The following is a 23,249-nucleotide window of genomic DNA, read 5'->3' as shown; positions in this document are numbered from 1 at the left end:
TGCCGAACCCTCTCCCCAACCCCTTCCCCGCCGGGGGAGGGGCTCAAGCTACCGCGCACGGAGGTCCACCATGCGTCTCGCCACAGCCTTGGCCTTGCTGCTCATCGCCGGCACCGCAAGCGCCTCCACCGCCGACGCCATCCAGAACGCCAACCGCCTGATGCAGCCTTACACCGGCGACGTACCCGGCGCCTCGCTGCTGGTCATCAAGGACGGCAAGCCGCTGCTCGACCGCGGCTACGGCATGGCCGACCTGGAGCACCACGTCGCCGCCTCCCCGGCCACCGATTACCGCCTCGCCTCCATCACCAAGCAGTTCACCGCCGCCGCGATCCTGCTGCTGGCGCAGGACGGTAAGCTGAAGCTCGACGATTCGATCCGCCACTGGCTGCCCACGCTGCCGGCCTTCACCGGCAAGGTGACGCTGAGCGAGCTGCTCTGCCACACCGGCGGCCTGCTCGACTATGAGGATCTGATCCCGCCCGGCACCACGAAGCAGCTCGACGACGACGACGTGCTGCGCATGATCGCCGCCACCACGCACGGCTACTTCCCGCCCGGCACCGCCTACCGCTACAGCAACACCGGTTTCGTGCTGCTCGGCCTCGTGGTGGAAAAGGCATCGGACACGACGCTGCAGGACTTCCTCGCGCGGCGCATCTTCCAGCCGCTGCACATGGACCACACCCTGCTCTACGTGCACGACGACAAGAGCGTGCCGAACCGCGCGTACGGCTACAGCGAAACCGACGGCCGCTGGCAGCGCACCGACCAGGACCTGACCAGCGCCACCCGCGGCGACGGCGGCATCTATTCGAACATCGACGACCTTGCAAAGTGGGACGCCGCGCTCTACGACAACCGCCTGCTCAGCGACGCCTCGCGCAAGCTCGCCTTCAGCCCGCATGCGAAGGTCGTGGGCGAACCCTACGAAGCCAGCTACGGCTACGGCTGGCGCATCACCGGCGACACGCTGTGGCACTCGGGCGAGAGCATCGGCTTCCGCAACGTGATCGTGCGCTGGCCCAAGCAGCATCTCACGGTGATCCTGCTCAGCAACCGCAACGACCCCGAACCCTACCGCACCGTGCTGGCGATTGCCGAACCGTTCCTGCATTGATCACCACCGGAATTGCCATATCCCTCACCGTCATGCCGGCGCAGGCCGGAATCCAGTCAAACGACTCGTGCGTAGCACTCAAAACCGGTTTCGCGTGCTTCGCACGCATACTTCACTGGATTCCAGCTTTCGCTGGAATGACGAGCAAAAAGCAGAAAGAAGCCATGAAGCCCACCGCCATGCACCAGACACTCCCCACACCCCGCCTCCTGCGCACGGCCGCCCTGCTGCTCCTGCTCGCCCTGCTCGCCGCCTGCGCCCATGCGCCGCCGCGCAATCCGCTGGCGACCTGGGTACCGTCGCCGAACTACGACATCCGCCGGCCGGTGCTGATCGTGCTGCACTTCACCGAGCAGCAGTCCGTCGCGCAGAGCCTGGACACCCTGCGCACGCGCAACAGCGGCGGGCCGGTCAGCGCGCACTACCTGATCGGCAGCGACGGCCACATCTACCAGCTGGTGCCCGACCAATTGCGCGCATGGCAGGCCGGGCCGGGCCGCTGGGGCACCATCACCGACCTCAACTCCGCCTCCATCGGCATCGAGCTGGACAACGACGGCCACACGCCGTTCGCGCAACCGCAGATCGCCAGCCTGCTGCGCCTTCTCGCCGACCTCACCACGCGCCTGCACATCCCGCCCACGCAGATCATCGGCCACGAGGATCTCGCCCCCGGCCGCAAGGTCGACCCCGGTCCGCTGTTCCCGTGGCAGCAACTCGCCGAGGCCGGCTTCGGCCGCTGGCCGCGCGGCCCGTTGTGTGATCCGCCGCCCGGCTTCGATCCGTGGATGGCGATGGCCGTGGTCGGCTACGCGCTGGATGATCGCCCCGCTGCCGTGCGCTCCTTCCATCACCACTTCCGCGGCATGGAGGGCGACACGCTGGATGCGCAGGACCTGCGCATCCTCTACAACCTCGCGCAGCAGATCGAGCCGACCGCCAACACCTGCACCGCACCGTCGCCGCAAGCACCGGCGGGTTAAGGGCGAACCAGCACGCCCGCGGTATAGCTCTCCACCACCAGGCTGAAAGGCTGGTTGTCCTGCGTGTACAACAGGGCGCGATGCTGCAGCACATGGGGCGGGATCGCCAGTGGTTGGCTGCTTGCCGGCGGTAAGGCGGCACCGCTGTCCCAGCCTTGCGGCAGGGGCGACCACAGCAGGTCGGCGGAAAGCGTCTGGCGGCGGAAATGCAGCGACTGCACCACCTTGCCGAACGGCACATCGGTGGTGTCGAGCTGCCGGTTCATCGTCGCCGTCAGTCGCGACGGCACGTACCAGTTGTCGGCATCGGAAAGCACGGTGTCGCCGCAGGCCAGCTGCACGCGGCGGTAGCGCACCGGCTCGTCCGGGCCGATGCCGAGCAACGCGCGGCCATCCGGCGGCAGCGGCTTGTCCGCGCCCTGCACGCGACGCGCCACGATCTTCGCCTGCGCCGCCAGGTGATGTGCGCCGCACCAGTGCTCCAGGGTCAGCGTGGCGCTGGGGTGGCTCAGCAACTCGGCGTTGAGCGTCTGCAGTTCGGCCAGCGCCTGCGTGCGGCCGAGCGGCGTATCCGGCCAGCCGTCACGCGCAGAGGCGGCCGGTACAATGGCCAGCGCCAGCCCGACACACGCCGCGAGGTTCCGCGAGCAAGCCCTCACAGCCCCTTCGCCGCCTGCGCCACCGCGCGGAACAGCGCGCGGCCCTTGTTCATCGTCTCCTCCCACTCGGCAGCGGGGTCGGAGTCGTAGACGATGCCGGCGCCGGCCTGCACGTGCAGGCGACCATCCTGGATCACCGCGGTGCGGATCGCGATGGCGGTGTCGGCATCGCCCCACCAACCGATCCAGCCGATCGCGCCGGCGTAGATGTTGCGCTTGTAGGGTTCGAGTTCCTGGATGATTTCCAGCGCGCGGATCTTCGGCGCGCCGCTGAGCGTGCCGGCCGGGAAGGTGGCCTTGAGCACGTCCATGTAGCTGAGCCCCGGCTTCGCCGTGCCCTGCACCTGCGAAACGATGTGCATCACGTGCGAGTAGCGCTCGATCGCGAAGGATTCGGCGACTTCCACCGTACCGGTCTCGCTGATCCGGCCGATGTCGTTGCGGCCCAGGTCGATCAGCATCACGTGCTCGGCGCGCTCCTTAGGGTCGGCCAGCAGCTCGGCCTCCAGCGCCTGGTCCTCTTCCTCGGTGGCGCCGCGCCTGCGCGTGCCGGCGAGCGGGCGCACCAGCACCTTGCCGTCCTTCAGCCGGGCAAGGATCTCGGGCGAGGAGCCCACGATCTGCGTACTGCCCAGGTCGACGAAATACATGTACGGCGAAGGGTTCAACGCGCGCAGTGCGCGGTACACGTCCACCGGCCGCGCGTTGAAGCCCACGCTGAGCCGCTGCGAGGGCACCACCTGGAAGATGTCGCCGGCGCGGATGTACTCCTTCGCACGCTCCACCATCGCCTCGAACTCTTCCTTGGTGAACGAGGATTTGAAATCGCCTTCGTCCAGCGCGGTCGACTGGGTGAGCTGTGGATACGAGGCACCGCCTTGGCGCAGCCGGTAGACCAGCGCATCGAGCCGGCGTTGCGCGGCGGCGTACGCCTGCGGCTGCGACGGATCGGCATGCACGATCAGGTACAACCGGCCCTTGAGGTTGTCGAATACCGCGACCTCCTCGGCCAGCATCAGCAGCACGTCGGGCGTGCCCAGCTCGTCGGCGCGGTCCCATTGCGCCAGCCGCGGCTCGATGTAGCCGATGGTCTCGAAGCCGAAGTAGCCGACCAGGCCACCCGAGAACGCGGGCAGCTGCGGCAGGCGCGGCACGTCGTACTGCGCCCGCAGCTTTTCGATCTCGCCCAGCGGATCGTCCAGGTGACGACGTTCGGTGATCTCGCCCGAATCCTCCACCTCCAGCTCGTGCCCGCGCAGCCGGTACACGCGCTTCGCCGGCAGGCCGATGATGGAATAGCGACCCCAGGTGGCGCCGCCCTCGACCGACTCGAACAGGAAGGTGTACGGGCCGTCGGCCAGCTTCAGGTACACCGACAGCGGGGTGTCGAGGTCGGAAAACACCTCGCGCACCAGCGGGATGCGGGTGTGGCCCTGCGCAGCCAGCGCAGCGAAGTCGTCGCGGGAAATCACGGATTGGCCATCTATACGGGGACGGGGCTGCACACGATAGCAGGCGGCGCCATGCCTTGCGCTACAGGCGCTGCCGCGGCATGCCGTGCAGGCTCAGGCTGAAAGCCACGCCGCTCCCGTCGTCGAGATTGCGCGCGCCAGCGACGCCGCCGTGCCGCTCGGCCACCAGCCGCACCACGTACAGGCCCAGGCCCAGGTGCGGCGCGTCGCCGGGGGTGGCCTTGTCGCGCAGGCTCACCAGCGAATCGAACAGCCGACCCTGCATCGCCGCGGGCAGCGGCGGCCCCTGGTTGGCCAGCTCGATCTCGGCGCCGCCGTCGACGGCGCGCAGGCCGAGCCGCAGCCAGCCTTCGGGCGGAGTGAACGAGAGCGCGTTGTCGAACAGCTTGTCCAGCGCCTGGGCGATCGGCTCTGGCGCGCAGTGCAGGTGCAGCGGAGCGTCGGGCAGCACACAGTCCAGACGCCGTGCACCGGCCAGCGGGCGATAGGCCTCGGCGCAGCCGCGCACCACCTCGCGCAGATCCACGTCCTCGGGTTCGGCGGCGGCGATCGCGCGTTCCATGCGGCTGGCCTCGCTCATCGCGCGCACCAGCGCACCCAGCCGCGCCACGCCGTCGCGGGCGCGGTCGAGGTAGGGTTGGGCGTCCGGCGACAGCTCGGCATGCTCGAGGTTGTCCAGCGAGGACTTCACGATCGCCAGCGGCGTGTTGAGTTCGTGCGAGAGCTTGGAGGCCAGCGTGCGCAGGTAGTCCGTGTAGCCGCCCACCGCCTCGAACAGCTGCTCGAAGCTGCGGGCGAGATCGCCGATCTCGTCCGGCGCGTCCGTCATCGGGAAGCGGCCGCGTTCGAACAGGCCATCCAGACGCCCGTCCGACAGTTGCGCGCGCTCGGCCGCATTGCGCAGGCGGCCCAGACGCAGACTCAGCCGCGTGGCAAACAGCAGCAGGATCGCGCCGGCCACCAGCAGCACGCTGAAACTGGTAAGCAGCAGGCCGAGCAGCGCGCGGTTGGCCAGCAGCGGCACCGCGCGGCTGGCCTGCTCCAGCAGCAGCACGCCGGCCGGCTTGCCGTCGCGTTCGATCGGCACCGCGGCGGAAAGCACCACGCTGCCGCGCTCCTCGCCGCTGCGCCACACGCTCACCGGCTGCCCGGCGCGGGCGCGCAGCACCTCCGGCGTGTCCAACCGAGGCACGTCCTCCGCCCACAGGTTCGCGTCCTCCAGCCGCGTGGCCAGCAGCGAACGGTAGACCAGGGAAGCGAACCAGCCTGGCTGGCCATGTGCGCCGGGCGCGGTATCCAGCCTGCCGCTGCGCGCCAGCAGCCAGCCCTGCGGCGACAGCACGCGGGCCTGCACGCGGTCGGGCGCGAGGCTGGCAAGTTCTGCGGAAAGCGCGGGCGAATAATCCAGCAGCGGCCGCGTTTCCACTTCCATGCGGTCGCCACCGGCCACCGCAACATAGGCACCGATGCCCAGCGTCTGCAGTTGCAGGCTGCGCGGCAGGCGCAGCTCGACGCGGAAGCCGCTGCCATCTTCCTGCCATTGCGCGGGGAATTCCGCGGGCAGGCCGGCCACCGGCGATCCCAGGGCCCTGGCCGTGATCGCGCCGGGCGCGTCACTTTCCAGCAGGTAGCGCTGCTGGCCGGTCGCGTTGCCCAGCACCAGGTTGAGATGGTCGGCAGCCAATGCGTTGGCACCGTCCATCGCATCGGCACGGGTACGCCGGGTGTCGCGCACCTCGGCGTACAGGTACAGCCCGCTCGTGTCACCAGCGAGCAGCAGCTTGCCGCGTGTGCCGAACGGCTGGCTCCACGGCGTCAGCGGCGCCCAGTCATCGCCATAGCCATCCACGGTGATCGGGTTGACTGCCTGCTCCACGTACCAAGCCGCATCGCCCTGCGGCAGCGCGGCATGCGTCACCACCAGGCTGCGCGCCATCGCACGCGCCGAGGCGATCAGCGCCTGCGCTTGGCCTTCGCGCAACAGCGCCTCCATCTGCCGCACGTACAGCCAGCCGGCCACCGGCAGCGCCAGCGTGCACAGCGCAACCAGCAGCAGCTTGCGGCGCAGGGTCATCGCGTCGTCAGGGTTTCTTGGGCGCGGACAGCGCCACGTAACGCTGGTAACCCGAATCCGTCGCCACGCGCATGAAGGCGTCGAGCAGCGGGCGCTTGCCGGGGTCGCCGTCGGCGAAGCTCATCGACCAGCTGAGCCGGATGCCGCTGGCCGTGCCCGGGTCGCAGAACACCACCACGTCGTCGACATGGTCGCTGCCCTCGTACACCACGCCCTGGCAGGGCATGTGCGGGTTGTGGATGCGAATGTCGGTGGCCTTGCCCTGCGGGTCGCGCCGCAGGTACTGCTTGCGGTCGGCCGCCAGTTCGTCGGCCAGCGTGGACAGCTTCCGCGGCCACACGTTCAGCACCATCACCCGTTCGGGCTTGCCGGTCCATTCGCCCTGATAGAGCACGGCATCGACGCCAATCGCCTTCGCATAAGTGCAACAGTCGCGCGTCCAGCCGGGCGGGCTCGCCACCGCGATCGCCCAGGCCGGCGCCGCGCCGTCGCGCACGCCATGCGCCAGCACGTCATCGCTGCCGCCGGCGGCAGCCGCCTGCACGCCCGCCGCCCCCACGCACAGGGCGAGCATCATCAACACACGTCTCATCGTCGTCGGTTTCCTCAAGGTTTCCAGCGATAGCCCACGCCGTGCACGGTCTCGATCGCGTCGAATTCCGGCGCCACCGCGATGAACTTCTTGCGGATGCGCTTGATGTGCGAGGTGATGGTGGCGTCGTCCACCACCAGTTCCGCCTCGCGCATCAGCTGGTCGCGGTTCTTCACGTGGCCGGGGAAGCGGATCAGCGTGTGCACCATCCAGAACTCGGTGACGGTGAGCGGCACCTCGACGCCGTTCCAGGTGATGCGCATGCGCTCCGATTCCATCTTCAGCGGGCCGTGCTCGATCACCGTCTCGCTGGCCGCCGGTGCCTTCAGCGACTCGATGCGGCGGAACAGCGCGGCGATGCGCGCGGCGAGCTGGTGCAGGCTGGTGTCCTTGCTCAGGTAATCGTCCGCGCCCAGGCGCAGGCCGGAGATCACGTCGAAATCCGAATCGCGCGCGGTGAGGAAGATGATCGGCAGCGTGGCCGACTTCGCGCGCAACTCGCGGCACAGGTCGAAGCCTCCCTCCGGCTCGTCGCCAAGGCCGATGTCGATGATCACCAGCTCGGGCAGCTTGATCGCAAACGCGTTCGATGCCTCCTGCCGCGAGCCGTAGCCACGGGTGTCGTAGCCGAAGCGGTTGAGCGCCTCGACGTAGTTGGCGCGAATCAGCGGTTCGTCCTCGACGATGGCAATGCTGCGGCCCATGGGCTGCTCCCGGTGGCAATGGCGCGCAGCGTGCTATGTGCGCGCCGATGGCGCAAGCCGCACACCACCGCTGCCCGCGTTTTGCCACAAATCGACGGCACATGGCCCCGGCCTCGCCGCCCGCGCGACCGCACCAGGGCGTGAGATGCATCCAGCGCCCACCGGAATGCCGCCATGACCCGCAACGATGCCACCGAACGTGATCCCAACGCTGAACTGCGTGGCTTCGAGCCGCTGCGGGTGACGCTGGCGCTGGGTGCGCTGCTGCTCGGCCTGCTACTGGGCCTGCACTGAATGCGCACCAGCCCGTCAACGCTCCATTAGCCGTGAAAAGCGGAGTGCGGCCGGGACGCAGGGAAGCGCTCCGGCCGCGGGGCATGACGGATCCGAATCCCGATCCTGAACAGCGCCAATGCGGCACCCCGATCCCGCCCCCCGTTCCTCCAACATGGTGGTTCCTTCGTCCCCTCCGCACGAGGGGATTTTTTTGCGGCCGCCACCGGCGATTTTCCAGGGAACCAATCCCCCGGGGGCCGGTCAGAATTCACGACTGGCGCCACTCCATTGCCGTGGATGGTGCCGATACGGCCGTGGATCTCCCCTCCGTGACGACCGTATCCGCGTCACGGCGCCGGTCGATGGTGTCTCCTCGCACGTCATGCAATGACGTTTGCCCCGGCGTGACCGTCATCGCGCCGGGGCTTTTTGCGACCGCCATCCTTGGCGGTTGCCCTTCAGGCCGTCGCTGGCGCGATGTCGTGTCGCTCCAGGCGATTTTTCAACGCGTGGATTCAGCCGATCGCCGCGCGCATCGCCGCGATCTCTGCGCGGTAGTCCTTGGCGTGGAAGATCGCCGAGCCCGCCACGAAAGTATCGGCGCCGGCGGCCGCGATCGCGCCGATGTTCTCGGCAGTGACGCCGCCGTCCACTTCCAGTCGTACGGGCAGTCCGCGCTCATCGATCATGCGACGCACGCGGCGCAGCTTCTCCAGCGCCATCGGGATGAACTTCTGGCCGCCGAAGCCGGGGTTCACCGACATGATCAGCACCAGGTCGAGCTTGTCCAGCACATAGTCGAGACAATCCAGCGACGTGGCTGGATTGAACACCAGCCCGGCCTGGCAGCCCGAGTCCTTGATCAGTCCGATGGTGCGGTCCACGTGCTCGCTGGCCTCGGGATGGAAGCTGACCAGCGTGGCGCCGGCCTTGGCGAAGTCGGGCACGATGCGGTCCACCGGCTTCACCATCAGGTGCACGTCGATCGGCGCGGCGATGCCGTACTTGCGCAGCGCGGACAGCGCCATCGGGCCCATCGTGAGGTTGGGCACGTAGTGGTTGTCCATCACGTCGAAATGCACCCAGTCGGCGCCCGCGGCCAACGCCGCGGCGGTATCCTCGCCCAGGCGCGCGAAGTCGGCGGCGAGGATGGAAGGAGCGATGATCGGGCTCTGCTTGCTCATGGCGATTCCGGTGTGTCGACAGGATGGTACCTGGCGGATTGTAGGAGCGGCTTCAGCCGCGATTGTCGCAACCCGCCTATCGCGGCTGAAGCCGCTCCTACTTGAAGCCGCGTTCCGCCTTGATCCGTTCGTAGGCGGCGTTGATCTCGCTGGCGCGGGCTTCGGCCCGCCGGCGCATCGCCTCGGGCAGGTCGCCGAGGCGATCGGGGTGATGCTCGGAAATCAGCTTGCGGTAGGCACGCTTCACCGCGCGGTCATCGGCGCTGCGTTCGATGCCGAGCACCACGTAGGGATCGGGGCCACGGGTACTGCGCTGCGGCGGCACGTAACCGCCCCCGCCGTAGCCATGGCCGTCGCGGCCGCGCGCATTGCCCGCGTTCCACGCATAGCCCTTCATCGCCATCAGCGCCATCAACTCCATGTCGCTGACGCGCAGCGCGAACGCGAGCTGGCGCAGGATCGCCATCTTCTCCGGCGGCGGATTGCCCTCGGCGAGCACGGTGTCGATCACCACGTCCAGCACCGGGAACGCATGGTCACGGCGCAGGCCGGCCCAGCGGCGCAGTTCCTCGATGGTCGGCGCCACATCGAATTCCGGCTGCTTGCCGGCGTTGAAGCTGGCGATCGCCTGCTGGCGCTGCGCGGCGTCCAGGCCCATGCGCGCCATCATGCGTTCGGCCACGGCGATCTCCGCCTCGGAGACGCGGCCGTCGGACTTGGCCACCGCGCCCAGCAGCGCGAACAGCGGCCCGACGAAGCCGCCTGCCTCCGGCGTGGCCTGCCTGCGCTGGCTGTGGCGCAGGTTGTCGAACACGAAACCGATGACCGCGCCGGTGACCGCACCGGGCAGATGGCCGATCAGCAGACCGAAGAAGCCGAACCAGAGTGTGTAGGTGAAGCTCATGGTCCGGCCGCCGGTGTCGGAACCTGCATGCTGTACCAGCGTGCCAGCGCATCCAGCTCGGCCGCGCTGAGCGGACCAATCGCGGTGCGCATCAGCGGCACGTCGCGACTGCCGTCGCGGTAGTCCTTCAGCGCCTGGCGCAGGTAATCCAGCCGCTGCCCGGCGAGATTCGGCGCGCCCGGCATCACGGCCATGCCGGTTTCACCGTGGCAGGCCGCGCACAGGCCCAGCCGCGACGGCTTCGCCATGGCGGGCGACGGCGTCTGCGCCAGACTCGGAAAGGCGATGGTGAGGCAGAGTGCCGCGGTCAGCAAAATGCGCATCGACGGAAGCTGGGGCCGAAAGCCGCCGATTCTAGCAGCGGTAAGCGACGCTGCCCGCCTCGCGCCGGAACCTTACCGACGCCAGCCGCTACAATGAACGCTCCTCTCCCCGCCACGGAACCGCCGTCGTGCCCACCACCCTGCCGCAATCGAACCTGCCCGGCCTGGAACTGATCCATCGCGGCAAGGTGCGCGACGTCTACGCGCTGGACGAGCAGCGCCTGCTGATGGTGGCCACCGACCGGCTCTCCGCGTTCGACGTGGTGCTGCCCAACCCGATTCCCGGCAAGGGCGAGATGCTCACCCAGATCTCCAACTTCTGGTTCGGCAAGACCGCGCACTTGATTCCCAACCACCTGCTCGACGTGCCGCTGGCCGACGTGCTGCCGCCCGGCACCGACCTTGCGTTCTACGAAAAGCGCGCCGTGGTCACGCGCCGCCTGAAGCCGGTGCCGGTGGAAGCGATCGCGCGCGGCTACATCATCGGCTCGGGCTGGAAGGACTACCAGAAGACCGGCACGGTGTGCGGCATCGCGCTGTCCGCGGGCCTCAAGCAGGCGCAGCAGTTGCCCGAGCCGATCTTCACGCCGTCGACCAAGGCCGCCGTGGGCGACCACGACGAGAACGTCAGCTTCGACGTGATGGTCGACCAAGTGGGCCGCGAACTGGCCGAAAAGGTGCGCGACGCCACCCTGGCGATCTACCGCTGGGCGGCCGCCTACGCCGCCGAACGCGGCATCATCCTCGCCGACACCAAGTTCGAGTTCGGCACCGATGCCGACGGCAAGCTGTACGTGATGGACGAAATGCTGACGCCCGACTCCACGCGCTACTGGCCCGCCGACAGCTACCAGGTCGGCATCAGCCCGCCCAGCTACGACAAGCAGTTCGTGCGCGACTGGCTGGAGGCGCAGGGCTGGGACAAGACCCCGCCCGGCCCGGTGATTCCGGACGAGGTGATCGCGCGCACCGCCGCCAAGTACGCCGAGGCGCTGGAACGGCTGGCCGGCATCAAGCTGTCCTGATCGGTTCGTAGGAGCGGCTTCAGCCGCGATCCGGACTGCGGCGATCGCGGCTGAAGCCGCTCCTACGATCCGCCCCGGCTTGCGACACCCGCCGCCGACGTGCTGCTATTGCACCCCTGATCCTCGAGGGGACGCACCATGGCCACGCAAGCCGCAAGCCCGCGCAGCATGCAGGACTGGCTGGACAGCTACAGCAACGACCACCGCAACCACGTCAACCAGGTCTTCCACTGGTGCTGCGTGCCGCCCATCGTGTGGTCGGTGATCGCACTGCTGTGGGCGATCCCGGTGCCACAGACCTGGCTGCGCCCCGGCGCCTGGGCCGTGGCGGTGATGGTGCTGGCGTTCTACTGGTACTGGAAGCGCGCACGCGTGTTGGCACTGGCGCTGCTGGTCGCGTTCGCCGCGCTCGGCCTGCTCACCAACTTCCTGTACGCGTTGCTCGGTGTCGCTGATCTCTGCGGGCTCGCCATCGGCGTGTTCGTGGTGGCGTGGATCGGCCAGTTCATCGGCCACAAATTCGAAGGCCGCAAACCCAGCTTCCTCACCGACCTCGCCTACCTGCTGATCGGCCCCGCCTGGCTGATGGCCAAGCTGCTGCGCCGCCTCGGCTTCAAGCACGTCGCATGAATGCCCTGCTCACCGTTGTCAGCTCCCTGGTGTGGTGGGTGCTCTACGGCAGCATCGGCGCGCTGTTCTGCGCACTGATCGCCTGGTCGGTGCTGCGCTGGACCGAACGCTGCAACGTGGTGTTCAACCGCGTTTATCTCGCCTGTTTGCTGTGGACCCTGCTCGGCATGCTGCTGGTGGTTGGCGTGGCGGCGTACGAAGGGCATCTGCATCCGCCGTTCCGTGCGTTGCTCGCTTCCGGGCTGCTGCGCTGGGCGTTGGTGGGGGACATGCTGGTAGGGGCGGTATTGGTGTGCAGACTCACGCCACGGGTGGATGCGCGGCGGATCAGGTTTGGGAATGCGTGCCTGGCGGTGGGGGTTGTGGCGGCGGTGGGGTTTGGGGTGGGGACGGTGTTGGTGTAACGGAGAGACAAGCAATGAACGACAATTCTCACAACGCCTTGGAACATGCTTTGGAACAAGCAGCCAAGGAACCAGCAAATCGCCCGGCGTTCTACCAACTGCTGCTGGAATCCGAAGTTTTTGCGCTTGGGCACACGGAAAGCGAAGGAGATGGGCGCCGAACTCTTGCCGTTGGCGAAAAAATCTCGATCGTGAACTGGCAAAAGAATGATGGAACGCCCGTTATACCGTTCTTTAGCTCGCTTGATGTGTTACGTCGAGCAATCAAGGAGCAACAGTCTTTTGTCGCCATGCCCGCCAGATCATTGCTTGAAGTCACCAAAGGGGCAACGCTTGTCCTGAATCCCGGATCAAGCTACTCGAAAGAATTCTTCCCGCACGAAATCGAGGCGATGCTTGCCACCGGAGTCAACCACGTAGCACAAAGTCGAGTGGTGCAAAAACCGACTCAAGTCCTTCTCGGCCAGCCTGCAAACCACCCTTCCGAGATGATTGCCGCACTGACCAAGCTTCTGGCCAAGCATCCATCGGTCAAGGCCGCGTATCTTTGCCTGATGCATGATCCATCGACCCAGGAAAAACCAAGTCTGGTTGTCGGCTTTGAAGGCGAGGCATTGGAGCGCGCCATGCAAGAAGCCGGCTCAGTCGCAGCCGACACCGCGCCCAAAGGCGTTTCGGTCGATTTCATCAAGATAGTCCGCGGGGGCGAAGGACTGAGCGCGTACTTTCTCAAATCGGTCCAGCCGTTTTACGAACGCGCCGAACGCACCTGGGGACCAAGCTAAAATCGTTCATCAGCCCGGGCCGCGCATAACAGAACAAATAACACGATTGAACTCTGGACAACTTGGCAGACTAGGATTGCTCGCCCCATTCCTGGGGCTCACCCCTCCGCACTGCGCTCTACGTGGCCAGCGCTCACGCGCTGTCCAATTTTGTTCCTGACAAAATTGTCGACTGCGGAAGCAGGATGCCGGAGCGAACATCGGCGCAGCCGATGGCCCGAAGGGCGAGGCACAGGAAGCGCCGAGTAACGGGATCCAAGTCCCCGACCCTCCCAGCCAAAACAAAAGGCCCCGCCATCGGCGGGGCCTTTTGTTTTGGCTGGGAGACTAGGATTCGAACCTAGATAAACAGAGTCAGAGTCTGTTGTCCTACCATTAGACGATCTCCCAAAACCCTGGCGTGGCGGCGCGCTCTGACCTGGAGCGCCGCACGTCGAAGCGCGGTTAGCGCTTCGAGAACTGGGTGGCGCGGCGGGCCTTGTGGAGGCCGACCTTCTTGCGCTCGACCTCGCGGGCGTCGCGGGTCACGAAGCCGGCCTTGCGCAGCGGCGACTTCAGGCTTTCGTCGTACTCGATCAGCGCGCGGGCGATGCCGAGGCGGATCGCGCCGGCCTGGCCGGTGATGCCGCCGCCTTCAACGGTGACCTTGATGTCGAACTTGTCGGTGTTCTGGGTCAGTTCGAGCGGCTGGCGCACGATCATGCGCGAAGTCTCGCGACCGAAGAACTGGTCGAGGGTCTTGCCGTTGACTTCGATCGCGCCGGTGCCCTTGCGCAGGAACACGCGGGCGGCGGAGGTCTTGCGGCGGCCGGTGCCGTAATTCTGCTGAATCGCCATGGTTTTACTCTTGAAAAGTGCGGCCATGGATGGCCGCTTTCACGCGCAGGGACTGCGCAATAAAGCCTTAAACTTCCAGCGCCTGCGGCTGCTGCGCGGTGTGCGGGTGCTCGGCGCCGCCGTACACCTTGAGCTTGCGATACATCTCGCGGCCCAGGGCGTTCTTCGGCAGCATGCCCTTGACGGCGATCTCGATCACGCGCTCCGGGTGGGTGGCCAGCATGTCCTTCAGACTGGTGGTCTTGAGGTTGCCGACGTAGCCGGTGAAGCGGTGGTACATCTTGTCGTCAAGCTTGGCGCCGGTGACGGCCACCTTCTGCGCGTTGACCACGACGATGTAATCGCCGGTGTCCACGTGCGGGGTGAACTCGGGCTTGTGCTTGCCGCGCAGGCGACGCGCGATTTCGGTCGACAGGCGACCGAGCGTCTTGTTGGTGGCGTCCACCACGAACCAGTCGCGCTTGACGCTTTCTGCCTTGGCGCTGAAAGTTTTCATTTCGAGATACCCGTATGCCGCCAGCGAGGGCGGTTGCACAATAAATCGGTGAAGCAAAGGCGCGAGATGATAGCGGAGCCGTCATCACTGGCGCAAGTCCACCGGCAGGTGGCCTGTGAGCTGGCAATGATAGCATGCGACGCCCGGCGCTTGCATAGACCCCCTACCCCGGGACGCTGCACCGGCGCCGCCCGACGACTGAAGGATCTCTCCCATGAACGCACGCACGCTCAGCCCGCTGGACCGCCTGCTGGCCGGCATCGAACGCGCGCTGGAGACCGTAGCCGGCGCGCCGGAGGCGAATCGCCCTTCGCCTGCGCACGGCACCGCCCACGTGGAACTGGACGATGCCGAACGCCGCCACACTGCCGGCCTGATGCGCATCAACCATACGGGCGAGGTCTGCGCGCAGGCGCTGTACGACGGCCAGGCTGCATTGGCCCGCAACGAGGCCAACCGCGAACACCTGCTGCACGCTGCCGCCGAGGAGACCGACCACCTTGCCTGGTGTGGCGAGCGCCTGCGGGAACTGGACAGCCGCCCCAGCCTGCTCAACCCGCTGTGGTACGCCGGCAGCTACGCGATCGGCGCGCTGGCCGCGCTGGCCGGCGACGCGGTGAGCCTGGGCTTCGTGGTGGAAACCGAGCGCCAGGTGGAGGCGCACCTGGCCGACCACCTGGGGCGCCTGCCCGCACAGGATGAACGTTCGCGCGCCGTGCTGGCGCAGATGCAGGCGGACGAGATGCGCCACGGGCAGGACGCGCAGGCGCGCGGCGGTATCGACTTGCCGTTCCCCATTCCGCAGCTGATGCAGGCCAGTTCGATGGTGATGAAGGCGGTGGCGTACCGGGTTTGAAAGCCCCTCTCCCACCGGACGCGGGGAAGAGCCATGGATGGCCATGCTTTCCTCGCTCCCCAAAGCAGAGCACATCCCTGTGCTCTCTCCGCGTGGAGGAGGGAGGAAGAGGGGTTGGGTGAGGGTTCGGTCAGCACGCGGATCGGAATGCATCCGCGAAAGTCGATCTCCTCGCTTCGCCCGGACCATCTCCCCCGGCCCCTCGCCCGAAGGGAGAGGGGAGAAAGGCTGCAAGAAAAAACCCGCCTCTCGGCGGGTTTTTCATGTCACATCAGGTTGCGGCCGTGGAAGAGCTCCTCGATCTCGCGGCGCAGCAGTGACTCGATGCGCTGGCGCTCCTTGAACGAGAGGTCGTCGGCATGGGCGTCGAACAGGTAGGTGTCGAGGTCGAAGTCCTTCACGTGCATCTTCGTGTGGAACATGTTTTCCTGGTACACGTTGACGTCGAACATCTCGTACTTCTGGCGGATGTGCCGCGCCAGGTAATCCTGCACCGAGTTGATCTTGTGGTCGATGAAGTGCTTCTTGCCCTTCACATCGCGGGTGAAGCCGCGCACGCGGTAATCGCAGACCACGATGTCCGACTCGAAGCTGTCGATCAGGTAGTTCAGCGCCTTCAGCGGGGAAATCACGCCGCAGGTGGCCACGTCGATGTCCGCACGGAAGGTCGCGATGCCGTTGTGCGGGTGCGTCTCGGGGTAGGTGTGGACGGTGATGTGGCTCTTGTCCATGTGCGCCACCACGGCACCGGAGATCGTGTCGCGGCCCAGCTTTTCGACGATCGGTTCTTCGGAAATCAGGATCGTCACCGAGGCACCCTGCGGATCGTAGTCCTGGCGGGCCACATTGAGGATGTTCGCGCCGATGATCTCGGCCACGTCGGTGAGGATCTGGGTGAGGCGGTCGGCGTCGTACTGCTCGTCGATGTACTCGATGTAGCGCTGGCGCTGTTCCTCGGACACCGCGTAGCAGATGTCGTAGATGTTGAAGCTCAACGCCTTGGTGAGGTTGTTGAACCCCTGCAGGCGCAGACGCGGAAGCGGCTTGACCACGACGACTCTCCATGACCGGATCACGGTCAGCAGATGAGGCGGGTTAGCACCAAGGGTCCCCGCGGGAATTCGGATGGCGGGGACCCTTGTCCCCCACCACCCGGCGAACAGCCCGCGGCCAAAGCCGCGAACGAAAGACTGCGAAGTATGCGGCAAAATTGTGGAAAACTGAACCTGCGTCAATTCGTTCGGGTTTGCCATAATGGGGCGATTGGGGGTGATCGGGGGGCCGAACCCGCAGCAAGCCGCTGCGTTCCCCTGTACCAGCTCCATCCGCAGCGACGACCTTGCCGGACGATACGGAAGTTTCCATCGCTTGCGTGCGTCCCGCGTGAACCCTCGCCGGTAACGGCGCGTGACAGACAACCGACCGATGCCGCCCATCACGCCAGGAAAGGCACGGCGGGGCCAATCCTAAGGGGAACCAGATACCGTGGCGCTACTCAAATACCAGCTTCAACAGGCCTTCGAACGCTCCCAGGCCCCTCTCGCCTTCGCGCCGGACCCGGCCTCGATGGAGCGCTTCCTCGCGCTCTGCCATCGCCGCCGCTACCCCAGCAAGACCGCGATCATCCGCCCCGGCGACCCGGCCAACACGCTGTATTACGTGATCGACGGCTCGCTGGCGGTATGCACCGAGGACGAGCAGGGCCGCGAGCTGATCCTTGCCTACATCAACCGCGGCCAGTTCATCGGCGAGATGGGCCTGTTCGTGGAGCAGTCCCAGCGCGAATCGGTGGTGCGCACGCGCAGCGTGTGCGAGATGGCCGAGGTCAGCTACGAGCGCCTGTTCCAGCTGATGAAGGGCCCGCTGCAGGAAGAGTGCCCGAAGATCCTGTTCGCGATCGGCGCCCAGCTGACCCAGCGCCTGCTGCGCACCTCGCGCCAGGTGAGCCGCATGGCGTTCATGGACGTCACCAACCGCATCTCGCGTACCCTGCTCGACCTGTGCGACGAGCCGGACGCGATGAGCCACCCCGAAGGCACCCAGATCCGCATCTCGCGCCAGGAAGTGAGCCGCATCGTGGGCTGCTCGCGCGAGATGGTCGGCCGCGTGCTCAAGCAACTCGAGGAGCAGGGCATGATCGACGTCTCCGGCAAGACCATCGTGGTGCGCGGCACGCGTTAGGAGCGGTCCGGTCAGCCATGCCGCCGCGGGGTTGCATCAACCGCGGCGCGGGCATGGCGACGGGGCCGGGCGCCCCAGCAGGAAGCCCTGCCCGAATTCGCAGCCCATCGCTAGCAGGGCATCGCGCTGTGCCGCGGTCTCGATGCCCTCGGCGATCACGCCAATGCCCAGCGCACGGGCCAGCGCGAGGATCGCCGCCACCACGGTGTTGGCGCCGGTGCCGCCGGCGGCATCCAGCTCGCGCACGAACACCTGGTCGATCTTCAGCTTGCCCAGCGGCAGCGAATGCAGGTAGCTCAGCGAAGAATAGCCGGTACCGAAATCGTCCAGCGCCGCCTGCACTCCAGCGGCGCGCAGACGCTCCAGGGTGTCGCGCACCAGCACCGGGTCGTCCAGCAGCGCGCCCTCGGTCAGTTCGATCAGCAACCGCGTCGGTGGCAGCCCGCTGCGTTCGAGCAGTTGCAACAGCCGGCGATCGAAGTACGCGTGGCGCAGGTGTTGCGGCGAGACATTGATCGTCACGAAGCCCTCGCCGGTGTCCGGCCGCACCATGCGCTCGCACACCTGCCCGAACAGCTGCCAGTCGATCGCCTCGAGCAGGCCGCAGTCCTGCGCAATGGGCACGAAATCGTCGGGAAGCAGCATGCCGCGCCGCGGATGGTTCCAGCGCAGCAGCGCCTCGTGGCCGACCACCTCGCCGCTGTCCAGCCGGAAGATCGGCTGGTAGTGCGGCACGAACTCGCCGTGCTGCAAGGCATGGCGCAATTCGACCTCCATCGCCAGCTCGTCCACCGCATTCCGGGCCAGCGTCTCGTCGAACATCACGTAGCGGCCGCGCCCCAGCTGCTTGGCGCGATACAGCGCGATGTCGGCATCGCGCAACAGCGAGTCGGCCCGCTCGTGGCGGCCGTCGCTGACCGCGATACCCACGCTGGCGGAAGGCTCCAGCTCGCGACCGCCGATCGACAGCGGTTGGTGCAACGCCTGCAGCACGCCCTGCGCCATGCGCTCGGCAGCCGCCGGCTCGGCGACGACGTCCAGCAGGATCGCGAACTCGTCGCCGGCCAGCCGCGCCACCACGTCCGGCGCGCACACGCAGGCGCGCAGGCGGTTCGCCGCCGCCTGCAGGAAGGCATCGCCGGCCAGATGGCCGAGGCTGTCGTTGATCACCTTGAAGCGATCCACGTCCAGGTACAGCAGCGCGCAAGACGGGCCGGACGGCCTGCGCGCCAGGCGCTCGCCCAGCCGTTCGCGCAGGAAGCCGCGGTTGGGCAGGCCGGTGAGCGGATCGTGCATCACCTCGTGGCGCAGCTGCCGCTGGACCTGCTCGCGCTCCGCGATCTGCTCGCGCAATTCGCGGGTACGTTCCTCCACCCGGTGTTCCAGCTGCAGGTTGGCCTGCAGCAGCGCGGCGGCGGCACGACGGCGATGGATGCTGTTGGCGATCTGCAGTGCGGCGAAACCCAGCAGCTCCTGGTCGGCGGCGCCGAAACGCACTTCGTCGCCGTAACCCTGCACGGCGACCACGCCGATCACCGTCTCGCCAGTGCGCAACGGCACGCCGAGCCAGCAGGTGGACGGCGCACCGATGTAGCGGGGCACCACCTCGCCCGCCTGCGCCATGGCGTCCAGCTCGCGCCGGCTGCCCAGCCACGGCCGACCGGTGCGCAGAACGTACGCGGTGATGCTGCGCTCCAGCGGCAGGCTGAAAGCGCTCTGCACCCCGGCATCCACGTAATACGGAAAATCCAGCCGTTGCCCCTGCTCGTCCAGCAGGGCGATGTAGAAGTTCGACGCGTCCAGCAGGCTGCCCACCTCGGCGTGCACATGCCGGTAGAACGCGTCCTCGTCGAGATCGGCGGTGCCCAGCTCGGCCAGCCGGAACAGTACCGACTGCAGGCGCTCCGCGCGCTGGCGCTCCAGCACCTCCTGCTGCAACTCGCGGTTGGCGGCGGCCAGTTCGCGGGTGCGCAGCAGCACGCGGTGCTCCAGCTCGTTCTTGCTCTGCCTGCGCTCCAGCGCGGTGAGCACGTGCTCGGCGACGAATCCCAGCACCGCGCGATCCTCGTCGGAATAGCCGATGCCATGACGATAGCTCTGCACCACCAGCGCGCCATGCGCGCGCCCCTCGCGCAGCATCGGCACGCCCAGCCAGTCCACGCTGTCCGGGCCGACCACCTCCAGCGGCTCACCGATCTGCGCAGCCAGCTGCTCGGCGCTGCCCATCAGCGGACGCCCCTGGGTCAGCAGGTGCCAGGTGAGCGAGCCACGCCGCGCTTCCAGCGGCTCGTCGCAAGTGATGTCGGGGCCAGCGGCATCCGCCGTGTCGGCGTAGTACAGGAAACGCAGCGTGCCACGCTCGGGGTCGTGCCGCGCGATGTAGAAGTTTTCCGCGTACATCAGCGTGCCGACGATGCCGTGGATGCCGCGCAGCAGCTCGGGCATGTCGAGATCGGTGCCCGCCAGCTCGGAAATCGCGAACAGCGCGCGTTGCAGGTTCTCCGAACGCTCCAGCTGGCGGTGCGAATCGTGCAGTTCGGCCAGCGCCAGCAACTGCTGCAACTGCCGTCCCGCCAGCACCAGGCAGGGTTCCAGCGCCGCGCCCAGCCGCGGACCGGCCATTGCATCCTCGAGCATCAGCAACAGCACGGCAGGCACATCCGGCGCCAGCCGGATCACGTACTCACCACCGGCGGATGCCGGTACGTCGTCCTCGCCGCGCAATATCGCCAGCATCCACGCGGAGACATGCACGTCCGGCTTCCCGTTCGTGGCGTGGCACTCGCCCCGCTCCAGCCACAACAGACGGGCATCGCTGCAGGCCGGGCAACCGCGCGCCAGTTCCACCACCAGCTCGCCCACCGCCCGCGCCGTGGACGCGCCAATCAGCCGCCCCAGCCATGCCAGCTGGTCGGCCTCGCCCGGAATCGTGACATGCAGCCTGCGGAGCTGGTTCATGGCGTCGATGATTCCCCCGATCCGATGGTAGCGCGCTATCGCGGCAACACCCAACATCCGCCCCCGACGCGACCCGCCCGCTAGAATGAACGGCTCGCCCCGGATGCACGCATGCTCGCCGACACCACCAAGGACGCCATACGCGCTGCCTACACGCGCCTGAAGGACGGCCTCCCCGGCTTCCGTCCGCGCGCTTCGCAAGGAAAGATGATCGCCGAGGTGGCGAAGGCACTGGCGCACGAAGGCGGCGTCGCCGCGATCGAGGCACCCACCGGCACCGGCAAGTCCATGGCTTACCTGATCGCCGGTCACGAAGTGGCGCGGGCGCAGAAAAAGAAGCTGCTGATCGCCACCGCCACGGTGGCGCTGCAGGAACAGCTGGTGGAACGCGACATCCCGTTGTACCTGCAGCTCTCCGGCCACGCGGCGAAGGTGGCGCTGGCCAAGGGCCGCGGCCGCTACCTGTGCCCGCGCAACCTGGCGATGGCGCGCAACAGCCTCGCCGGTTCGGCGCAGATGGGCTTCGGTTTCGATGCCGACCTCGCGCTGTGGTCGAAGCCACCAGCCGAGCGCGACAAGCAGGCGCTGGCCAAGCTCGCCCAGGCCTTCGATGCCGGCCAGTGGAACGGCGACATGGACAGCGCGCCCGAGCCGGTGAGCGAGATCTTGCGCCCCATGCTCACCACCAGCGCGGGCGGCTGCACCAACCGCAAGTGTGGCCAGTTCATGATCTGCCCGTTCTACGCCGCGCGCCGCGCAGTGGACGATGCCGAGATCATCGTGGCCAATCAGGACCTGGTGCTGGCCGACCTCACCATGCCGGGCGAGGACGAAAACTGGGGCGGCGTGATCCTGCCGCGCCCGGACGAGACGCTGTACGTGTTCGACGAGGCCCATCACATCCCCGGCAAGGCCATCGACCGCGGCGCCGCCGATGTGCATCTGGCCGCCACCGTGCGCCAGTTGAGCCGGCTTGGACGCCAGGTGCACGCGGCCTATTCGCTCACCGACAAGGAGAACCTCGGCAAGCTCTCGCTCGATGCCGGCGACGCCAGGCTGCAGGAACTCGGCGATGCGCTGGAAGCGCTGGAAAGGGAGATCCGCCTCGGCTGGCTGCCCGATCCCGCCGAGGCCGAGCCGATGTACCGCGGCTCGCTGGGCCGCCTGCCCGAAGCCTGGGTGGAACACGCGCGCCTGCTGAGCCTGCAGGCCAGCGAAGTGCAGCGCTGGCTCGCCGCGGTGCGCCGTGCGGTGGTGGAGATGACCGACGGCGGGCCCACCCAGGAGGCGCTGTCGCGCGAGCTGGGCATCGCGCTGGAACGCATCGGCAAGCAGGCCGCCTGCTGGCAGGCCTGGTCGGTGGAAGATCCCGACCAGGCGCCGCCGCTGGCGCGCTGGATTACGCTCACCAGCGACCAGCAACTGGTCTGCCACGCCTCGGCGGTATCCGCCTCGGGCCTGTTGCGCAACGTGCTGTGGGGCAACGCCAGCGGCGTGGTGCTCACCTCGGCCACGCTGAGCGCGGGCGGCAATTTCCGCGGCTACGCCGATGCCGTGGGCCTGCCCGACGACGCCGCGACGCTCAGCCTGCCCTCGCCGTTCGACCTCGCCGCACAGGCGCAGCTCGAAGTACCGGCCATGGCCGCCCTGCCCGACGCACGCGAGGAACACGCGCAGGCGATCAGCGACTGGCTGGCCGAGCATCTGGACTGGAGCGCCGGCAACCTCGTGCTGTTCACCTCGCGCGCCAAGCTCGACCGCGTGCTGCAGCGCCTGCCGATCGATAAGGTGCGCAAGGTGCGCGCGCAGGGCTCGCTGGGCAAGACGCAACTGATCGCCGAGCACGTCGCCGACGTGGAAGCCGGCATGGGCAGCACGCTGTTCGGCCTGGCCTCGTTCGGCGAAGGCCTGGACCTGCCCGGCAAGCTGTGCGAGACCGTGGTCATCACCCAGCTGCCGTTCGCCGTGCCCACCGACCCGGTGGGCGCCACCTATGCGGAATGGCTGGAATCGCGCGGCCGCAATCCCTTCATCGAGGTGAGCATCCCCGAGGCCACCCGCCTGCTCACCCAGTACTGCGGACGCCTGATCCGCAACGAGAGCGACACCGGCCGCATCGTGCTGCTGGACCGCCGCGTGGTCACCAAGCGCTACGGCGCCGGCATGCTGCGGGCGTTGCCGCCGTTCCGTCGCGTGATCGAGAGATAGCACATGGGCATCATCCGTCCCGCCGATTGCCCTGCCATGCCATGGAAGAACGGCCGCGGCCGCACCCGCGAATTGGCCATCCATCCGTCCGGCGCAGGCATGGACGATTTCCTGTGGCGGGTGAGCATCGCCGAGGTGGACAACGCCGCGCCGTTCTCCGCGTTTCCGGGCATCGACCGCGTGATCGTCCTGCTCGATGGCGACGGTTTCACGATGACGCTGGACGATGGCCGCGTCCACGCGCTCACTGCGCCGTGCGTGCCGTTCGCATTCCCTGGCGAAGCTGGCGTGCAAGTGGCCTTGGCCGGCGGCCCCAGCCGCGATTTCAACCTGATGCTGCGCCGCGGCCGCGTGCGCGGTGGCATCGAGGCGTGGCGCACGGCAGGTGCGCGGCAAGCCGACGCCGCCATTGCGCTGGTGTACTGCGTGCGCGGTCGCATCGACTGTGCCGGCGGCAGCCTGCAGGCAGGCGATGCATGGCGGCCATCGGCTGGCGGAGCGGTCGTCCTGCACGCGGATGCACTGGCGCTGGCGGTGCGTGTCGAAACCACTTCCTGAAAGCTGTCCCGAAAGCGTCA

At 67.6% G+C, this 23,249-nt stretch carries 22 protein-coding genes and 1 tRNA gene; 10 read left to right on the top strand and 13 right to left on the bottom strand.

What is annotated here, in order from left to right; genetic code table 11:
* Positions 1-70: 70 nt before the first annotated feature.
* Together ABQJ54_RS10170 and ABQJ54_RS10165 are read left to right on the top strand one after the other, a co-directional pair.
* Entirely contained in the window at positions 71-1,120 is a 1,050-nt protein-coding gene (locus ABQJ54_RS10170; protein WP_367854181.1) for a serine hydrolase domain-containing protein, read from the top strand.
* Between the two features lie 164 nt (positions 1,121-1,284).
* Entirely contained in the window at positions 1,285-2,103 is an 819-nt protein-coding gene (locus ABQJ54_RS10165; protein WP_367854180.1) for an N-acetylmuramoyl-L-alanine amidase, read from the top strand.
* Here the strand turns inward: ABQJ54_RS10165 and ABQJ54_RS10160 are convergent.
* From ABQJ54_RS10160 to ABQJ54_RS10125, 8 genes are all read right to left on the bottom strand, one after another.
* Positions 2,100-2,762: a hypothetical protein gene (locus tag ABQJ54_RS10160; protein ID WP_367854179.1), complete on the bottom strand. Its 663-nt coding sequence runs from the start codon at positions 2,760-2,762 to the stop codon at positions 2,100-2,102. The genes ABQJ54_RS10165 and ABQJ54_RS10160 overlap by 4 nt on opposite strands.
* Positions 2,759-4,234 carry an anthranilate synthase component I gene (trpE, locus tag ABQJ54_RS10155; RefSeq protein ID WP_367854178.1) on the bottom strand — a complete coding sequence of 492 codons (1,476 nt, stop codon included), beginning with the start codon at positions 4,232-4,234 and terminating at the stop codon, positions 2,759-2,761. The genes ABQJ54_RS10160 and trpE overlap by 4 nt, the downstream gene beginning before the upstream one ends.
* A 61-nt stretch (positions 4,235-4,295) precedes the next feature.
* The gene (locus ABQJ54_RS10150; RefSeq protein ID WP_367854177.1) at positions 4,296-6,308 is read right to left on the bottom strand and encodes an ATP-binding protein; all 2,013 of its coding nucleotides are present in this window, start codon (positions 6,306-6,308) and stop codon (positions 4,296-4,298) included.
* 7 nt (positions 6,309-6,315) lie between these two features.
* On the bottom strand, positions 6,316-6,900 hold the full coding sequence (locus ABQJ54_RS10145) for a hypothetical protein (RefSeq protein WP_367854176.1): 585 nt from the start codon (positions 6,898-6,900) through the stop codon (positions 6,316-6,318).
* Between the two features lie 14 nt (positions 6,901-6,914).
* Positions 6,915-7,604: a proteobacterial dedicated sortase system response regulator gene (gene pdsR / locus ABQJ54_RS10140; protein ID WP_367854175.1), complete on the bottom strand. Its 690-nt coding sequence runs from the start codon at positions 7,602-7,604 to the stop codon at positions 6,915-6,917.
* A 791-nt stretch (positions 7,605-8,395) separates the two neighbouring features.
* Positions 8,396-9,064: a ribulose-phosphate 3-epimerase gene (gene rpe, locus ABQJ54_RS10135; RefSeq protein ID WP_367854174.1), complete on the bottom strand. Its 669-nt coding sequence runs from the start codon at positions 9,062-9,064 to the stop codon at positions 8,396-8,398.
* 97 nt (positions 9,065-9,161) lie between these two features.
* A complete protein-coding gene (gene djlA / locus ABQJ54_RS10130; RefSeq protein WP_367854173.1) occupies positions 9,162-9,968 on the bottom strand; it encodes a co-chaperone DjlA in 807 nt (268 codons plus the stop codon).
* Positions 9,965-10,291: a c-type cytochrome gene (locus ABQJ54_RS10125; protein ID WP_367854172.1), complete on the bottom strand. Its 327-nt coding sequence runs from the start codon at positions 10,289-10,291 to the stop codon at positions 9,965-9,967. Before ABQJ54_RS10125 ends, djlA begins: the two co-directional genes overlap by 4 nt.
* Positions 10,292-10,419: 128 nt before the next feature.
* On the opposite strand from ABQJ54_RS10125, the gene ABQJ54_RS10120 reads away from it, so the two are divergent.
* The 4 genes from ABQJ54_RS10120 (at position 10,420) to ABQJ54_RS10105 (ending at position 13,135) form a co-directional block, all read left to right on the top strand.
* Entirely contained in the window at positions 10,420-11,316 is an 897-nt protein-coding gene (locus ABQJ54_RS10120) for a phosphoribosylaminoimidazolesuccinocarboxamide synthase (protein ID WP_367854171.1), read from the top strand.
* A 138-nt stretch (positions 11,317-11,454) separates the two neighbouring features.
* The gene (locus ABQJ54_RS10115) at positions 11,455-11,946 is read left to right on the top strand and encodes an Mpo1 family 2-hydroxy fatty acid dioxygenase (protein ID WP_367854170.1); all 492 of its coding nucleotides are present in this window, start codon (positions 11,455-11,457) and stop codon (positions 11,944-11,946) included.
* Positions 11,943-12,350: a hypothetical protein gene (locus ABQJ54_RS10110; RefSeq protein ID WP_367854169.1), complete on the top strand. Its 408-nt coding sequence runs from the start codon at positions 11,943-11,945 to the stop codon at positions 12,348-12,350. The genes ABQJ54_RS10115 and ABQJ54_RS10110 overlap by 4 nt, the downstream gene beginning before the upstream one ends.
* 14 nt (positions 12,351-12,364) lie before the next feature.
* Positions 12,365-13,135, top strand: a complete 771-nt coding sequence (locus ABQJ54_RS10105; RefSeq protein ID WP_367854168.1) for an enhanced serine sensitivity protein SseB C-terminal domain-containing protein — start codon at positions 12,365-12,367, stop codon at positions 13,133-13,135.
* Between the two features lie 316 nt (positions 13,136-13,451).
* Here the strand turns inward: ABQJ54_RS10105 and ABQJ54_RS10100 are convergent.
* The 3 genes from ABQJ54_RS10100 to rplM form a co-directional block, all read right to left on the bottom strand.
* A tRNA-Gln gene (locus tag ABQJ54_RS10100) sits at positions 13,452-13,525 on the bottom strand.
* Between the two features lie 54 nt (positions 13,526-13,579).
* A complete protein-coding gene (gene rpsI, locus ABQJ54_RS10095) occupies positions 13,580-13,972 on the bottom strand; it encodes a 30S ribosomal protein S9 (RefSeq protein ID WP_367854167.1) in 393 nt (130 codons plus the stop codon).
* 67 nt (positions 13,973-14,039) lie between these two features.
* Complete coding sequence (gene rplM / locus ABQJ54_RS10090; RefSeq protein ID WP_192107329.1) at positions 14,040-14,468, bottom strand: 50S ribosomal protein L13; 429 nt, start codon at positions 14,466-14,468, stop codon at positions 14,040-14,042.
* A 214-nt stretch (positions 14,469-14,682) separates the two neighbouring features.
* On the opposite strand from rplM, the gene coq7 reads away from it, so the two are divergent.
* Positions 14,683-15,324, top strand: a complete 642-nt coding sequence (gene coq7 / locus ABQJ54_RS10085; RefSeq protein WP_367854166.1) for a 2-polyprenyl-3-methyl-6-methoxy-1,4-benzoquinone monooxygenase — start codon at positions 14,683-14,685, stop codon at positions 15,322-15,324.
* A 266-nt stretch (positions 15,325-15,590) separates the two neighbouring features.
* Here coq7 and speD read toward each other — a convergent pair whose 3' ends face one another.
* Positions 15,591-16,376 carry an adenosylmethionine decarboxylase gene (speD, locus tag ABQJ54_RS10080; protein WP_367854165.1) on the bottom strand — a complete coding sequence of 262 codons (786 nt, stop codon included), beginning with the start codon at positions 16,374-16,376 and terminating at the stop codon, positions 15,591-15,593.
* 433 nt (positions 16,377-16,809) lie between these two features.
* Here speD and crp point away from each other — a divergent pair, with 433 nt between their 5' ends.
* Complete coding sequence (gene crp, locus ABQJ54_RS10075) at positions 16,810-17,505, top strand: cAMP-activated global transcriptional regulator CRP (protein WP_367854164.1); 696 nt, start codon at positions 16,810-16,812, stop codon at positions 17,503-17,505.
* A gap of 36 nt (positions 17,506-17,541) precedes the next feature.
* On the opposite strand, the gene ABQJ54_RS10070 is transcribed toward crp, so the two are convergent.
* Positions 17,542-20,463 (bottom strand): bifunctional diguanylate cyclase/phosphodiesterase, encoded by a 2,922-nt coding sequence (locus ABQJ54_RS10070; RefSeq protein WP_367854163.1) that lies wholly within the window; start codon positions 20,461-20,463, stop codon positions 17,542-17,544.
* A 111-nt stretch (positions 20,464-20,574) separates the two neighbouring features.
* Here ABQJ54_RS10070 and dinG point away from each other — a divergent pair, with 111 nt between their 5' ends.
* Positions 20,575-22,671 carry an ATP-dependent DNA helicase DinG gene (gene dinG, locus ABQJ54_RS10065; RefSeq protein ID WP_367854162.1) on the top strand — a complete coding sequence of 699 codons (2,097 nt, stop codon included), beginning with the start codon at positions 20,575-20,577 and terminating at the stop codon, positions 22,669-22,671.
* Positions 22,672-22,674: 3 nt separating this feature from the next.
* Positions 22,675-23,229 (top strand): HutD/Ves family protein, encoded by a 555-nt coding sequence (locus ABQJ54_RS10060; RefSeq protein ID WP_367854161.1) that lies wholly within the window; start codon positions 22,675-22,677, stop codon positions 23,227-23,229.
* Positions 23,230-23,249 lie beyond the last annotated feature (20 nt).

Origin of the sequence: Rhodanobacter lycopersici (assembly GCF_040812335.1) — a bacterium.
GTDB lineage: Bacteria > Pseudomonadota > Gammaproteobacteria > Xanthomonadales > Rhodanobacteraceae > Rhodanobacter_A > Rhodanobacter_A lycopersici.
The sequence above is the reverse complement of the archived record's forward strand: the minus strand, read 5'-3'. Positions and strand labels throughout refer to the sequence as shown.

Excerpts from the sequence above, each read along its gene's own strand:
- ABQJ54_RS10170 (WP_367854181.1), top strand. The coding sequence starts at position 71 with ATGCGTCTCGCCACAGCCTTGGCCTTGCTGCTCATCGCCGGCACCGCA.
- ABQJ54_RS10165 (WP_367854180.1), top strand. The coding sequence starts at position 1,285 with ATGAAGCCCACCGCCATGCACCAGACACTCCCCACACCCCGCCTCCTG.
- ABQJ54_RS10150 (WP_367854177.1), bottom strand. The coding sequence starts at position 6,308 with ATGACCCTGCGCCGCAAGCTGCTGCTGGTTGCGCTGTGCACGCTGGCG.
- ABQJ54_RS10145 (WP_367854176.1), bottom strand. The coding sequence starts at position 6,900 with ATGAGACGTGTGTTGATGATGCTCGCCCTGTGCGTGGGGGCGGCGGGC.
- pdsR (WP_367854175.1), bottom strand. The coding sequence starts at position 7,604 with ATGGGCCGCAGCATTGCCATCGTCGAGGACGAACCGCTGATTCGCGCC.
- rpe (WP_367854174.1), bottom strand. The coding sequence starts at position 9,064 with ATGAGCAAGCAGAGCCCGATCATCGCTCCTTCCATCCTCGCCGCCGAC.
- djlA (WP_367854173.1), bottom strand. The coding sequence starts at position 9,968 with ATGAGCTTCACCTACACACTCTGGTTCGGCTTCTTCGGTCTGCTGATC.
- ABQJ54_RS10125 (WP_367854172.1), bottom strand. The coding sequence starts at position 10,291 with ATGCGCATTTTGCTGACCGCGGCACTCTGCCTCACCATCGCCTTTCCG.
- ABQJ54_RS10115 (WP_367854170.1), top strand. The coding sequence starts at position 11,455 with ATGGCCACGCAAGCCGCAAGCCCGCGCAGCATGCAGGACTGGCTGGAC.
- ABQJ54_RS10110 (WP_367854169.1), top strand. The coding sequence starts at position 11,943 with ATGAATGCCCTGCTCACCGTTGTCAGCTCCCTGGTGTGGTGGGTGCTC.
- ABQJ54_RS10105 (WP_367854168.1), top strand. The coding sequence starts at position 12,365 with ATGAACGACAATTCTCACAACGCCTTGGAACATGCTTTGGAACAAGCA.
- rpsI (WP_367854167.1), bottom strand. The coding sequence starts at position 13,972 with ATGGCGATTCAGCAGAATTACGGCACCGGCCGCCGCAAGACCTCCGCC.
- rplM (WP_192107329.1), bottom strand. The coding sequence starts at position 14,468 with ATGAAAACTTTCAGCGCCAAGGCAGAAAGCGTCAAGCGCGACTGGTTC.
- coq7 (WP_367854166.1), top strand. The coding sequence starts at position 14,683 with ATGAACGCACGCACGCTCAGCCCGCTGGACCGCCTGCTGGCCGGCATC.
- ABQJ54_RS10070 (WP_367854163.1), bottom strand. The coding sequence starts at position 20,463 with ATGAACCAGCTCCGCAGGCTGCATGTCACGATTCCGGGCGAGGCCGAC.
- dinG (WP_367854162.1), top strand. The coding sequence starts at position 20,575 with ATGCTCGCCGACACCACCAAGGACGCCATACGCGCTGCCTACACGCGC.
- ABQJ54_RS10060 (WP_367854161.1), top strand. The coding sequence starts at position 22,675 with ATGGGCATCATCCGTCCCGCCGATTGCCCTGCCATGCCATGGAAGAAC.